This window comes from Microbacterium sp. (assembly GCF_051953575.1).
GTDB lineage: Bacteria > Actinomycetota > Actinomycetes > Actinomycetales > Microbacteriaceae > Microbacterium.
Genome location: NZ_JBQCIP010000002.1, coordinates 1 through 12,809, shown reverse-complemented (window position 1 = coordinate 12,809; position 12,809 = coordinate 1). Strand labels below are relative to the sequence as shown.

The 12,809-nt window shown below is 71.7% G+C and carries 12 protein-coding genes; 7 read left to right on the top strand and 5 right to left on the bottom strand.

Annotation, left to right across the window (positions count from 1 at the left end; all coding sequences use genetic code 11):
- The first annotated feature begins 60 nt into the window (after positions 1 to 60).
- Positions 61 to 1,509, top strand: a complete 1,449-nt coding sequence (locus ACTHNQ_RS00120) for an NAD(P)H-quinone dehydrogenase (RefSeq protein WP_440330418.1) — start codon at positions 61 to 63, stop codon at positions 1,507 to 1,509.
- A gap of 119 nt (positions 1,510 to 1,628) precedes the next feature.
- Here ACTHNQ_RS00120 and ACTHNQ_RS00115 read toward each other — a convergent pair whose 3' ends face one another.
- From ACTHNQ_RS00115 to ACTHNQ_RS00105, 3 genes are all read right to left on the bottom strand, one after another.
- A complete protein-coding gene (locus ACTHNQ_RS00115; protein WP_440330417.1) occupies positions 1,629 to 1,928 on the bottom strand; it encodes a hypothetical protein in 300 nt (99 codons plus the stop codon).
- 97 nt (positions 1,929 to 2,025) lie between these two features.
- The gene (locus ACTHNQ_RS00110; RefSeq protein WP_440330416.1) at positions 2,026 to 3,792 is read right to left on the bottom strand and encodes an acetyl/propionyl/methylcrotonyl-CoA carboxylase subunit alpha; all 1,767 of its coding nucleotides are present in this window, start codon (positions 3,790 to 3,792) and stop codon (positions 2,026 to 2,028) included.
- A 78-nt stretch (positions 3,793 to 3,870) separates the two neighbouring features.
- Entirely contained in the window at positions 3,871 to 4,548 is a 678-nt protein-coding gene (locus ACTHNQ_RS00105; RefSeq protein WP_440330415.1) for a Maf family protein, read from the bottom strand.
- Between the two features lie 127 nt (positions 4,549 to 4,675).
- Between ACTHNQ_RS00105 and ACTHNQ_RS00100 the strand changes: the two genes are divergently transcribed.
- Genes ACTHNQ_RS00100 through ACTHNQ_RS00085 form a run of 4 tightly spaced genes read left to right on the top strand, consistent with a single transcriptional unit; the run spans position 4,676 to position 9,076 of the window.
- Positions 4,676 to 6,040 carry a class I SAM-dependent RNA methyltransferase gene (locus ACTHNQ_RS00100; RefSeq protein WP_440330414.1) on the top strand — a complete coding sequence of 455 codons (1,365 nt, stop codon included), beginning with the start codon at positions 4,676 to 4,678 and terminating at the stop codon, positions 6,038 to 6,040.
- Between the two features lie 9 nt (positions 6,041 to 6,049).
- Positions 6,050 to 6,727: a response regulator transcription factor gene (locus ACTHNQ_RS00095; RefSeq protein WP_440330413.1), complete on the top strand. Its 678-nt coding sequence runs from the start codon at positions 6,050 to 6,052 to the stop codon at positions 6,725 to 6,727.
- Positions 6,717 to 7,967 carry a sensor histidine kinase gene (locus ACTHNQ_RS00090; protein ID WP_440330412.1) on the top strand — a complete coding sequence of 417 codons (1,251 nt, stop codon included), beginning with the start codon at positions 6,717 to 6,719 and terminating at the stop codon, positions 7,965 to 7,967. The genes ACTHNQ_RS00095 and ACTHNQ_RS00090 overlap by 11 nt, the downstream gene beginning before the upstream one ends.
- The gene (locus tag ACTHNQ_RS00085; RefSeq protein ID WP_440330411.1) at positions 7,964 to 9,076 is read left to right on the top strand and encodes a hypothetical protein; all 1,113 of its coding nucleotides are present in this window, start codon (positions 7,964 to 7,966) and stop codon (positions 9,074 to 9,076) included. The genes ACTHNQ_RS00090 and ACTHNQ_RS00085 overlap by 4 nt, the downstream gene beginning before the upstream one ends.
- Before the next feature lie 391 nt (positions 9,077 to 9,467).
- On the opposite strand, the gene ACTHNQ_RS00080 is transcribed toward ACTHNQ_RS00085, so the two are convergent.
- Together ACTHNQ_RS00080 and ACTHNQ_RS00075 are read right to left on the bottom strand one after the other, a co-directional pair.
- Positions 9,468 to 9,707, bottom strand: coding sequence for an acyl-CoA carboxylase subunit epsilon (locus ACTHNQ_RS00080; protein ID WP_440330410.1), 240 nt, complete (start codon positions 9,705 to 9,707; stop codon positions 9,468 to 9,470).
- Positions 9,704 to 11,293 (bottom strand): acyl-CoA carboxylase subunit beta, encoded by a 1,590-nt coding sequence (locus ACTHNQ_RS00075; RefSeq protein WP_440330409.1) that lies wholly within the window; start codon positions 11,291 to 11,293, stop codon positions 9,704 to 9,706. Before ACTHNQ_RS00075 ends, ACTHNQ_RS00080 begins: the two co-directional genes overlap by 4 nt.
- Before the next feature lie 138 nt (positions 11,294 to 11,431).
- Between ACTHNQ_RS00075 and ACTHNQ_RS00070 the strand changes: the two genes are divergently transcribed.
- Positions 11,432 to 12,238, top strand: a complete 807-nt coding sequence (locus ACTHNQ_RS00070; protein ID WP_440330408.1) for a biotin--[acetyl-CoA-carboxylase] ligase — start codon at positions 11,432 to 11,434, stop codon at positions 12,236 to 12,238.
- Positions 12,239 to 12,291: 53 nt separating this feature from the next.
- Positions 12,292 to 12,809: PH domain-containing protein (locus ACTHNQ_RS00065; protein ID WP_440330407.1), on the top strand; the 518-nt coding region annotated here is incomplete at its 3' end.

The following is a 12,809-nucleotide window of genomic DNA, read 5'->3' as shown; positions in this document are numbered from 1 at the left end:
GTGTCGGAGCGCGTCGCCGGATGTCGTGGTGAGGGTGTCCGGCAGGGGAGAATGGAAGTCATGTCGATCAGCTTCGAGACCACCCAGACCGTCGCCATCCTCGGCGGCGGGCCCGGAGGATACGAGGCGGCGCTCGCTGCCGCACAGCTCGGGGCCGAGGTGACCGTCGTCGAACGGGCCGGAATCGGCGGCTCGGCAGTCATCACCGACGTCGTGCCCTCGAAGTCGCTCATCGCGACCGCGGACGCAGCCGTCGCCATCGCGGGTGCCGGTGAACTCGGCGTGCAGCTGTTCGCGAAGGGCAAGGACGGCAAGCCGCTCAAGCCCGAGATCGCGATCAACCTCTCCGCCGTCAACAAGCGCCTGCTGACGCTCGCCCGGCAGCAGTCCGACGACATGCGCGCGTCGCTCGTCGAGGCCGGCGTGCGGATCATCTCGGGTCACGGACGCCTCGAAGGCGACAACGCCGTGGTCGTCTCCACAGGCCCGGGCGGCACCGACTTCGACCGCATCGAGGCCGATACCCTCGTGGTGTCGACCGGCTCCTCGCCCCGAGAGCTGGCGAGCGCCAAGCCCGACGGCGTCCGCATCCTCACGTGGACGCAGCTGTACAACATGAACGCACTGCCGGAGCATCTCATCGTCGTCGGCTCGGGGGTCACCGGCGCGGAGTTCGCCGGCGCATACATGAACCTCGGCGCTCAGGTGACGCTCGTCTCCAGCCGCGACCAGGTGCTTCCCGGCGAGGACAAGGATGCCGCGGCCGTGCTCGAGCGGGTCTTCAAGCGCGGCGGTATGAAGCTGCTTTCGAAGTCGCGCGCCGACAGGGTCGAGAACACCGGCGACGCGGTCGTGGTCACGCTCTCGGACGGCCGCACGGTCGAGGGCAGCCACTGCCTCATGGCGGTCGGCTCGATCCCCAATACCCGCGGCATCGGCCTGGAACAGGCCGGCGTGCAGATGACCGAGTCCGGCAACATCCAGGTGAACCGCGTCGCTCGCACGTCGGTGCCGAACATCTACGCCGCGGGCGACTGCACCACCTTCGTGCCGCTCGCCTCGGTGGCTTCGATGCAGGGCCGCACCGCGATCTTCCACGCGCTCGGCGATGTCGTCATCCCGCTGGAGCGCCGCCGCATCACGTCGAACATCTTCACCGCGCCCGAGATCGCGACGATCGGCTGGCAGGAGAAGGACATCGAGGACGGCCACATCAACGGCGTCGTCCACAAGCTGCCGCTGGCGGCCAATCCGCGCGCCAAGATGATGGGCATCAAGGACGGCTTCGTCAAGCTCATCGCGCGAGAGGGCAGCGGGACGGTCATCGGCGGCGTGATCGTCGGGCCGCGCGCGTCCGAGCTGATCTACCCGATCGCGATCGCCGTCGAGCGCCGCCTCACCGTCGACCAGGTCTCGCGCGTGTTCGCGGTGTATCCGTCGCTGTCGGGGAGCATCACCGATGCCGCGCGCGCGATGCACGTCGTCGACCACAACGTCTACGGCGGCTGACGAGAGGTCGGCATCGCCCGCCGAGGGTGCACGCTCCTGCGGAGGTCGGGCCGCGCTCTGACGAGAGCGCGTGGCGCGAACGGATGCTGCGGCTCGCGGCATCCCCTCGTCGGTGGCGGTCAGCCGAGCCCGGTACTGGCGCGCCAGAGCTCGGCGGCATGGCGCGCCGCGGCGTCCACGAGCGCTCGCAGCTCAGGCCGGTCGGGCATCGGGAACGACACGTAGGCGCCCCGGCCGCCGGCGACCGGGCGGCCGTACGCCTTGACGGCGAGGGAGTGATCCGGCAGCAGACGCACCGTGAGGGTCTGCAGCTCGAACGCCTCGCCGCGGCGCACGTCCGTCCAGCGGAGCTCCGGCGGGATCACGACGTTGATGGCGAGCGCCGACACATCGGGCGCGCCTGCGGAAGCGGCATCCATCCCGCCATCCTGCCGGGTGCGCCCTCAGCCGGCGACATCGCGGTTCAGCGTGCGCGAGGGAGGAGCGGATGCCTCGGGCCGCGGCCTCCCCTCCGCTTCAGGAGATCGTGAGGAGCTGGTGGCCGGCCGAGACCGTGGTGCCCGGGTCGGCGTTGATGGCGCCGATGACGCCGTCCTTGTGAGCCTGGATCGGCTGCTCCATCTTCATCGCCTCGAGGACGACCACGAGATCGCCCTTGACGACCTGCTGGCCCTCTTCGACGGCGATCTTGACGACGGTGGCCTGCATCGGCGACTTGACCGCGTCGCCCGAGGCGCCGGCGACGACCGACGGGGCGTGCGAGCGACGCGACGGCGGTACGGCGGCGGGGCGCCCCGACACACCGGGGGCGGGGGCCACACGATCCGGGAGGCTCACCTCGAGCCGCTTTCCGGCGACCTCGACGACGACCGTGTGACGCGCCTCAGCGGGCTTCGGCGACTCGAGCTCGCCGTCCCACGGCGCGATGTCGTTGACGAACTCGGTCTCGATCCAGCGCGTGTAGACGCCGAACACGCCGTCCTCGGCGGTGAACGCCGGGTCGCGCACGACCTTGCGGTGGAACGGCAGCACGGTCGGAAGCCCCGCGACCTCGAACTCGTCGAGGGCTCGGCGGGAGCGCTCGAGCGCCTCGGCGCGGTCGCGGCCGGTCACGATGATCTTCGCGAGCAGCGAGTCGAACGCGCCCGACACGCTGTCGCCGGCGGTGACGCCGGAGTCGAGGCGGATGCCGGGACCCCCGAACGTCTTGAACACGTGGATGGGGCCGGGCTGGGGGAGGAATCCGCGACCCGGGTCCTCGCCGTTGATGCGGAACTCGATCGAGTGGCCGTCGGGCTGCGGGTCGTCGTAGCCGAGCTCCTCGCCCTCGGCGAGGCGGAACTGCTCGCGCACGAGGTCGATGCCGGTGACCTCTTCCGAGACCGGGTGCTCGACCTGCAGTCGCGTGTTCACCTCGAGGAACGAGATCGTCCCGTCGGCGCCGATGAGGAACTCGCACGTCCCTGCGCCCACGTAGCCGACCTCTTTGAGGATGGCCTTCGACGCCGAGTAGAGGATCTCGTTCTGCTCGTCGGTCCGGAACGGCGCGGGCGCCTCTTCGACGAGCTTCTGGTGACGGCGCTGCAGCGAGCAGTCGCGCGTCGAGACGACGACGACGTTGCCGGCGGCATCCGCGAGGCACTGCGTCTCGACGTGACGCGGCTTGTCGAGGTACTTCTCGACGAAGCACTCGCCGCGGCCGAAGGCGGTGATCGCCTCGCGCGTGGCCGACTCGAACAGCTCGGGGACCTCATCGATCGTGCGGGCGACCTTGAGGCCGCGTCCGCCGCCGCCGTACGCGGCCTTGATCGCGATCGGCAGACCGACGGTCTCGGCGAACGCCACGACCTCGTCGGCGCCGGCCACGGGACCGGGGGTTCCGGGGGCGAGCGGCGCGCCCACCTTCTCGGCGACCGCGCGGGCGGTCACCTTGTCGCCGAGGGCTTCGATCGCCTCGGGCGACGGACCGATCCAGACGAGACCGGCCGCGATGACGGCGCGCGCGAAGTCGGCGTTCTCGGCGAGGAAGCCGTAGCCGGGGTGCACGGCGTCGGCGCCCGAGCGGCGGGCGATCGACAGGATCTTGTCGATCGACAGGTACGTCTCGGCGCTGGTCGCCCCCTCGAGCGCGTACGCCTCGTCGGCGAGACGCACGTGCAGGGCGTCGCGGTCCTGGTCGGCGTAGACGGCGACAGACGCCTTTCCGGCGTCACGGGCGGCGCGGATGACGCGAACGGCGATCTCGCCGCGGTTGGCAACGAGAACCTTGGCGATCTGAGGCATGGATGCCAGCCTACCGACGCAGTTCCTCGGTCTTTTGAGCGCTTCGTACAAGAACCGAAGAGAAACGTGGGATTCCTACTACAAAGCCGGTGTGTCGTCGAGTGAGGGATCGGTCGTGTTCCACAGGGCCGTCCACTCGACGCCGAGCTCGCGCACGAGGCTGCGCAGCGTCGACACCGACATCCCGACGACGGTCGACGGATCGCCCTCCACCCTCGTGATGAACGCCCCGCCCAGGCTGTCGACCGTGAACGCGCCGGCCACGTGCAGCGGCTCGCCCGACGCGACGTACTCGTCGATCTCGGCATCCGTCACGTCGTCGGCGAACGACACGGATGCCGCCGCGACGGCGTTCACCTCGCGCGGGGCCACGCCGGGCTGCAGACGGACGACCGCGTGACCGGAGTGGAGCACCCCGGTGCGCCCGCGCATCGCGCGCCAGCGGGCCGTCGCGTTCTCGGGGGTGTAGGGCTTGCCCAGCACCTCGCCGTCGAGCTCGAACATCGAGTCCCCGCCGATGACGATGCCGTCGAAGCCGGGGATGTCGTCCTGCAGCCGCGCGGCCACGTCCGCGGCCTTGCGACGTGCCAGCAGCAGGACGTGCTCGTCCGGGGCGAGGAGGCGGCCCTCGGCGGCCTCGACCGTGGCGATGACGGCCTCTTCGTCGACGTCGGGTGCGAGGGTCAGCGGGCGGATCCCGAACTGCTGGAGCAGCATGAGCCGGGCGGGCGAGGTCGAGGCGAGGCAGACGCGCATGCCCCCAACCGTACGCGGGCCGCCGTGGCGAGGATTCAGGAGAAACGCCGACCATTGCGGCGCGCGGCGCGCATGTGACACCGGATCTCCTGAATTCTCGACACCACGGGCGGCGTAGGCTCGACGGGTGAGTGCAACCGGCGACGTCATCGACCTCGAGATCACCGATGTGGCGCACGGCGGAGTGTTCGTCGCGCGCCATGGGGGGCGCGTCGTGTTCGTCCCCGATGCGATCCCCGGCGAGACGGTCCGCGTACGTCTGACCGACACGGCGAAGCAGTCGTTCTGGCGCGGCGAGACGCTCGAAGTGCTCGACGCCTCGCCCCACCGGCAGCCCCACGTCTGGCGTCAGGCCGACGTCGACGTCGAACCCGAGAACCGGCCCGGGGGTGCGGACTTCGGGCACATCGAGCTCTCGCACCAGCGTGAGCTGAAGGCCCGCGTGCTCGCCGACGCGCTGCAGCGCTTCGGCGGCGTCGAGTCGCCAGCGGTCGCGGTGGAAGCGGCCGCGCCGCTCGTATCGGCATCGGGCGAGACACTCGCCGACGAGACCGACGACGGCACCGGCTGGCGCACCCGCCTCAGCCTGCACGTCGACGCCGAGGGGCGGATCGGCCCGTTCGCCGCGCGCAGCCACCGCGTCATCACCGACCTCGACTTCCCGCTCGCGACCGAGCAGATCGAGCGGGCCGCGATTGAGCTGCGCGGCGGCGAGGCGGGTCGCATCGACCTCGTGCAGCCTGCCGACGGCCGCGTCCGCGTCCTGCCCCGTCCCGAACGGAAGACGGCGGCCGGTCGCCGCGGCCGCGGCGGACGCCCTTCCGCGCGAGGACCCGAGTCCGAAGTCGTGCTCGAGCGGGTGAGCGGACGCGACTTCCGTGTCGACGCCGGCGGGTTCTGGCAGGTGCACCGGCTCGCCGCGCACACGCTGACCGGGACGGTCTCGTCGGCGCTGCAGGGCATCCGGCCGGACGGCCCGATCCGACGCGACGGCGGTGTGTGGATCGATCCGGACGCGTGGCACCTCGACCTCTACGGCGGCGTGGGCCTGTTCGCGGCGACGCTCGGCGACCTCGGCGGCCCCACGACGCGGGTCACGAGCGTCGAGTCGGACGCGCGGGCCACCGAGCACGCCGGCGAGAACCTGGCCGAATGGGTCGGTGCGCGCGCCGAGACCGCGCGCGTCGACCGGTGGCTGGCACGGCTGGCGGACGAGGCATCCGCCTCCGAGCGGGAGCGCCTCTCTCGCGGTGTCGTGCTGCTCGACCCGCCGCGGGCGGGCGCAGGGCGGCAAGTCGTCGAGCACATCACCGGCCTCTCTCCCGAGACCGTCGTGTACGTCGCGTGCGACCCGGTGGCTCTGGCGCGCGATGTGGCGACGTTCCGGGCGGGCGGGTACGACCTCGCCCGCGTCGACGCCCTCGACCTCTTCCCCAACTCGCATCACCTCGAGGCCGTCGCGGTCCTCACCCGGACGGGCGGGGCTCGCTAGGCTGGCGGAATGACGCGCGTGGCCTTCATCGACGACCATGAGTCGGTGCGGCTCGGGCTGGAAGCCGCGTGTGCGCGCATCGCCGACATGCAGGTCGCCTTCTCGGGCAACACCGTGACCGAGTACCTCGACTGGCGGGCGTTCGCACGCGAGTCCCCGGCGGACGTCGTGGTGCTGGATCTGACCCTGGGCGACGGCACGACCGTGACCGAGAACGTCACCCGGCTGGTGCGCGACGGGTCCAGCGTCATCATCCACAGCGTCGCCGACCGTCCCGCCGCCGTGCGCGAGGCTCTCGCCGCCGGAGCCGCGGGTGTCGTCAGCAAGTCCTCGCCCATAGGCGACGTGATCGCCGCCGTCGGCACGGTCGCGCGCGGCGAGCCGCTGAACAACGTCGAATGGGCCAGCGCCGTCGAAGGCGACCGCGACTTCGCGGACGCGCAGCTGGCAGCGCGCGAGCGCGAAGTGCTGCGCCTGTACGCGGCAGGTCTCCCGCTGAAGGCTGTCGCCGACCGCCTCGGGATCGCCTATTCGACGGCGAAGGAGAACATCACCCGCATCCGCGTGAAGTACGTGGAGGTGGGCAGGCCCGCGCCCACCAAGATCGACCTCCTCCACCGCGCCGTGGAGGACGGGCTCATCGACGAGCCGGCGTCCGATTCGGGGGACATCGCGCGTGGCCGCTGACGGGCAGACCGCGGTGCTCGACACCGCGTGGGCCCAGATCCCGCACTCGCGTGAGGCGACGGCGGGCATCGGATCGTTCACGCGCTCGCGCGTCGAGCGCATCATCTCGCTCGTGGCCGGCGGCCTCGGCTCCCTCATCGTCGGTGTGCAGGCCTTCCTGACGGCACTCGGTCCGTCGGACGAACGGCCCGGCTGGCACGAGGGTCTCATGATCGCGGTCTTCGGGTCGCTCGGCATCATGATCCTGGCGTGCGTCATCGGCCGCGGCGTGCGCCTGGCAGCCGGTGCGTTCGCGCTCGTGTACATGCTGGCGCTCGCCGTCTGGCCGATCGCCACCGCGGGGATCGCGCCGCAGTCGCTCGACGAGCCGTGGATCTGGTACCTCGTGAACCTCGCCACCCTCGCCGCCGTGCTGGCCTTCCCCTTCCCGCTGCAGATCGGGTGGACCATCCTCGCCCCGGTCCTCTTCGGGCTCGTCCGGCTCGTGCAGGGCGGCTTCGCGGCCGAGTACTGGATCGCGGTGAGCCTCGACGTGTCGTTCGCGCTCATCCTCGGCGGGGTGATCCTCACCCTCGGCTGGCTGTTCCGATCGGTCGCGGTCAACGTCGACGAGACGCGCGCACGCGCCGTGTCGTCCTACGCACGTGCGGCGGCGGCGGATGCGGCCGAGCAGGAGCGTGTGGCCGTGGCCGCGCTCATGCACGACAGCGTACTGGCGGCGCTCATCGCCGCGGAGCGTGCGACCACGCCGCGCGAGCGGACGCTCGCCGCCGCAATGGCGCGCGAGGCCCTCACCCGGCTCGCGAACACCGAGCAGGACGCCCATGAGGGCACCGACGAGCCGCGCGACGTGCAGCAGCTGGCGAACGACATCGAGGCCGCGGCTCGCGAGCTCGGCGTCGACATCGACGTGCAGCGCGACATCGCGGCCGGCGCTCCGCCGCTGCCCGGACGCGTCGCCCGCGCCCTGTCGCTCGCCGCGACGCAGGCGGTCGCGAACGCGCTGCAGCACGCCGGCGGCGCCGGCCTCGGCGTCGCGCTGTCTGCCGCCGACGGGCGGGTGCGCGTCGACGTGCACGATGCCGGAGAGGGGTTCGACCTCGATGCGGTGCCGGACGACCGGCTCGGCATCCGCGCCTCCATCGTGGCGCGCGTGGCGGCGGTCGGCGGCAAGGCCGACCTCGAGACGGGGGTGCACGGCACATCCGTGCACCTGTCGTGGCAGGAGGGCGTCGCGTGATCAGCGTCAAGAACGTCCTCAGCCTGCTCGCGGTCGCGTTCACGGCGTATCTCGCCGCGCGCGGACTGTGGTCGACTCCCGACGTCGATCAGCCTCTGATCGTCGTCGCGGCTCTCGCGCTGTACCTCGTGACCACGTGGCTCTGCATCTTCTGGGAACCCGCATCCGCCTCCGAGCGGCCCGACGCTGGCGCGGGCGCGCATGAACGCGACGCCGTGGCAGAGGCACCGGCCGCCGACGTGCAGGCGCAGACGGCGATCGACGGCATCCAGGGTCCGCGTTCGCTGCCGCCCGTCGCCCAGATCCTCGCTCTCGCCTGCGCGGCGATCGTGCCCAGCGCGATCGCGCTGGCGGTCGGCCCCGCCTCGCGCACCGAGCCGTTCGCGACGTGGTACCTCGGCGGGATCGGCGCTCTGATGACGATCGTGATGGTGCGCCGCCGGCCGTGGACGGCCTGGTCGGGCATCGTGCTGCTGACGATCGCGTCGATGGCGTGGATGGGGCCGCTGCAGGCGCTGTCGCTCGGCCTCGTCGGCTCCATCGTGTGGGTCACGTGCGCGCAGCTGCTCGTGCTGTCGATGGACCGCGCGGCGCGCGACACGTCGCGCCTGACCCGGCTGCAGCGTGCGGCTTCGGCGTGGCAGACCTCGCAGGTCGTGCGGCAGCGCGAGCGACGCGTGCAGGTGCAGCGGGCCCTGGCGGTCGCGGGGCCCGTCCTGACGCGCACCGTCGCCCACGCGGGGAACCTGACGGACGCCGACCGCCTGGAGGCGCGGCTTGCCGAAGGGCGTCTCCGCGACGAGATGCGGGGTCCGCGCCTGCTCGACGACGACGTGCGCGCGGAGCTGGAGCGCGCCCGCCGCCGCGGCGCCAACGTCACGGTCCTCGACGAGGGCGGCCTGGACGACGTCGACGACGAGACGCTGAGCGTCATCCGCGCGCAGCTGGCCGAGGCCCTGCGCTCCGCGAGCTCGGACCGCCTCTACATCCGCACGTCGCCCGACGAGCGGATCGCGGTCACGGTCGTCGGCCGGTCGATGTCGGTGGGCGGCCCCAGCGACGAGGATGCCGTCGACCTGTGGCGCGAGATCCCGCACCCCGGCCGCTGACGACGGCGGGGAACGCGGATGCTCCCCACGCCTACTCCACGCGCCGCTGGCGCATCGCGCGGAGCCTCTCGGCGCGTGGGCCCAGGCGCCCGGCATCCCGTCGGTGAGACGACGGCGCACGGGAGCAGATTCGTCCCCCGCCCAGCAGGGGGAGGGGACGCCAGGCGGGGAACGTGACCGGAGGAGGCGAGGGGCGGCGAAGCCGCCCGCCCCTCGCCTGGCGGACGGTTACCCGAAAACCGTCCGCATGGCCGGATCCGGGGCATCCGCAGAGCGGATCCGGATCGGCCGAACGCAGAAGCGTTCCAGCAAGACAAGTATCGCCGGGCCGCAACAGGCTTGTCTGTAGGTATTTCGGGGGACAAATCCGGCCGGCTCGGCTTCGGCGGTCTCAGCCGAAGCGACCCCAGCCGAGGTCGCGGTTCAGCGGCAGGCGCATCGAACGCGCCGACAGCTCCCACCCGGTGCGGCAGCGACCTTCTTCGGCCACGGCCTCGGACGCCTCGCCGGTGTACGCCTGGCTGACGACTGCGATCAGCGCCGCGAGCTCCTCATCGGTCGGGTTGCCGCGACGCACGTCGATGGTGACGCCGCGGTCGCCGGCATCCGCAGTCCCGTCGGCGATGCTCACAGCGGGATGTTCCCGTGCTTCTTGGGCGGCAGGCTCGCGCGCTTGCCGCGCAGCGCGCGCAGCGCCTTCGCGATCGACACGCGCGTCTGTGCGGGCTCGATGATGCCGTCGAGCTCGCCGCGTTCGGCGGCCAGGAACGGGGACGCCACGTTGTAGGTGTACTCGTTGGCCAGGCGCGTGCGCACGGCGGCGACGTCTTCGCCTGCCTCTTCGGCGCGCTTGATCTCGCCGCGGTACAGGATGTTGACGGCGCCCTGACCGCCCATGACGGCGATCTCGGCCGTCGGCCAGGCGAGGTTGATGTCGGCGCCGAGCTGCTTGGAGCCCATCACGATGTATGCGCCGCCGTACGCCTTGCGGAGGATCACGGTGACCAGCGGCACCGTCGCCTCGGCGTACGCGTACAGCAGCTTCGCGCCGCGGCGGATGACGCCCGTCCATTCCTGGTCGGTGCCGGGCAGGTATCCCGGCACGTCGACGAGCGTGACGATCGGGATCGAGAACGCGTCGCAGAACCGCACGAAGCGGCTCGCCTTCTCGCCCGCCTCGATGTTGAGCGTGCCGGCCATCTGCGAGGGCTGGTTGGCGATGATGCCCACCGAGCGGCCCTCGATGCGGCCGAACCCGATGACGATGTTCGGGGCGAACAGCGGCTGCACCTCGAGGAAGTCCTCGGCGTCGACGATGCCGCGGATCACCTGGTGGATGTCGTACGGCTGGTTCGGCGAGTCGGGGATGATCCCGTTCAGCGCGCGGTCCGCGTCGGTCGTCTCGAACTCGAAGCCGCTCTCGTAGACGGGGAGCTCGGCCATGTTGTTGTCGGGCAGGAAGCCGAGCATCGAGCGCACGTAGTCGATCGCGTCGTCCTCGTCCTCGGCGAGATAGTGCGCGACGCCCGAGCGGGTGTTGTGCGTGTGCGCGCCGCCGAGCTCCTCCATGCCGACGTCCTCGCCGGTCACGGTCTTGATGACGTCGGGGCCGGTGACGAACATCTGGCTCGTCTTGTCGACCATGATGACGAAGGCGGTGCGGGCGGGCGAGTACCCCGCCCCGCCCGCGGCCGGTCCCATGATGATCGAGATCTGCGGGATGACGCCCGAGGCGGCGGTGTTCAGGCGGAAGATCTCGCCGTACTTGCCGAGCGCGATCACACCCTCCTGGATGCGCGCGCCGCCCGAGTCGAGGATGCCGATGATCGGGATGCCGCTGCGCAGCGCGAACTCCATGACCTTGATGATCTTGTCGCCCGCGGCCTCGCCGAGCGAACCGCCGAAGGTCGAGAAGTCCTGGGAGTACACGGCGACCGTGCGGCCGTGGATCGTGCCGACGCCCGTCACGACGGAGTCGCCGTAGGGCCGCGAGCGGTCCATGCCGAACGCGGTGGTGCGGTGGCGCACGTACTCGTCGAGCTCGACGAAGCTGCCGGTGTCGAGCAGCTGCTCGATCCGCTCGCGGGCGGTGCCCTTGCCCTTGGCGTGCTGCTTCGTCTTGGCAGCCTCCTCGGGGTCGAGGACGGCCTCCTGGTAGCGGGCGCGGAGGTCGGCGATCTTGCCGGCGGTCGTCGAGAGGTCGGGCTGCTCGGTCACGGATTCCACCCTATCTGCGGGCTGCCGGGATCTGTTGGAGGGTTCGCACAAGGGGTTGCGGCATCCGCTGTGCCCGTCGGTCCTGAACGCGCCGCCGCGCATCGGCGTGCGTCGGACCGTGCGAGTAGCGTGAGCGTCATGTCGTTCCCTCCCGAGGGCTACCCTCTCGCCGCCGCCGTCAGCCCGCGTGTGCAGGTCGTCCCGACCACCCAGTCCACCAACGCGGACGTCGTACGGCACGTCACCGACGCGCCGGAGGAGTGGCCGCACCTGTCGCTGCTGCTCACGACCGACCAGCGTGCCGGCCGCGGCCGCCTCGACCGCACCTGGGTGACACCGCCCGGTTCGGCGCTCGCCGTCTCGGTCGTCGTCGACGCCGCCGCCATCCCGCCGGCCGCACGGGGCTGGATCCCGCTCGTCGCCGGCGCCGCGATGACGCGCGCGGTCGCCGCCCAGCTGTCGCGCACCCCGCACTCGACGACCCTCACATGGCCGAACGACGTGCTCGTCGACGGGCGCAAGGTGTGCGGCATCCTCGCCGAGATCGTTCCGGCCTTCCCCGACGTCGTCGTGGTCGGGTCGGGAGTGAACACCCGGATGCCGGCGGCCGAGCTTCCCGTCGACACCGCCACCTCGTTCGCGGCGCTCGGCCAGGTGTGCGACGAGGACCGCCTGCTCGCCGACTACCTCGGTGCCCTCGATGAGCAGCTGAGCGCTCTCGCGTCCGCGCACGGCGACGCCGCCGAGGCAGGTGTGCTCGCCGAGGTGGAGGCGCTGTGCGGCACGCTCGGCGCCGATGTCGCGGTGTCGCTGCCCGACGGCGAGACGCTGCGCGGCCGCGCGCAGCGCATCGCCCCCGACGGGCGCCTCGTGGTGGTCCAGGAGGGCGAGTTCGAGAGCGCCGTCTCGGCGGGGGACGTCATCCACGTGCGCCGCGCCGGCTGACGTGACACGGCGGTTCGCAGCCGCCTGTCGGCCGTACCCGCCACAATGGAGCCATGACGCAGCCGTTGGGACTCGGAGGCAGGCCGCTCACGCCCGCGCCCGGCGCGCCCACGCCCGAGCTGCTCGTCGCGAAGTTCCGCGGGCACGCACGGCGCCTCTTCTGGTCGGCTCTCGTGCTCATCGCGGTCGCGGGCGCCTGCGGCTACTTCTATGGCAACCTTCCTGCCGGGTTCCAGAACTGGATGCTGCTCGCCGCTGCCGCGGCGGTGCTGCTGCTGCTCGTGGTGCTGCCGTTCCTGGTGTGGTGGGGCCACGTGTACACGATCACCACCCGGCGGGTGCTCGAGCGGCGCGGGGTCGTCTCGGTCAGGCGTCGCGAGCTCGCCCACGTGCGCGGGTACACCCTGAAGGTCAAGCGCGGGCTGCTGCAGCGGATGTGGGGCGCCGGCACGATCACGCTGAGCAACGGCATCGACGAACCGCTGCGCCTCGCGAACATCCCGTCGGTCGAGCTCGTGCACGAAGCCCTCGTCGACCAGGTCGAGGTCAGCCAGATCCTCGCGCACCGCGA

Bases quoted from the DNA above. Each gene is read 5' to 3' on its own strand.
- ACTHNQ_RS00070 (WP_440330408.1), top strand. From the start codon at position 11,432: ATGTCGTTCCCTCCCGAGGGCTACCCTCTCGCCGCCGCCGTCAGCCCG.
- ACTHNQ_RS00095 (WP_440330413.1), top strand. From the start codon at position 6,050: ATGACGCGCGTGGCCTTCATCGACGACCATGAGTCGGTGCGGCTCGGG.
- ACTHNQ_RS00110 (WP_440330416.1), bottom strand. From the start codon at position 3,792: ATGCCTCAGATCGCCAAGGTTCTCGTTGCCAACCGCGGCGAGATCGCC.
- ACTHNQ_RS00115 (WP_440330417.1), bottom strand. From the start codon at position 1,928: ATGGATGCCGCTTCCGCAGGCGCGCCCGATGTGTCGGCGCTCGCCATC.
- ACTHNQ_RS00120 (WP_440330418.1), top strand. From the start codon at position 61: ATGTCGATCAGCTTCGAGACCACCCAGACCGTCGCCATCCTCGGCGGC.
- ACTHNQ_RS00105 (WP_440330415.1), bottom strand. From the start codon at position 4,548: ATGCGCGTCTGCCTCGCCTCGACCTCGCCCGCCCGGCTCATGCTGCTC.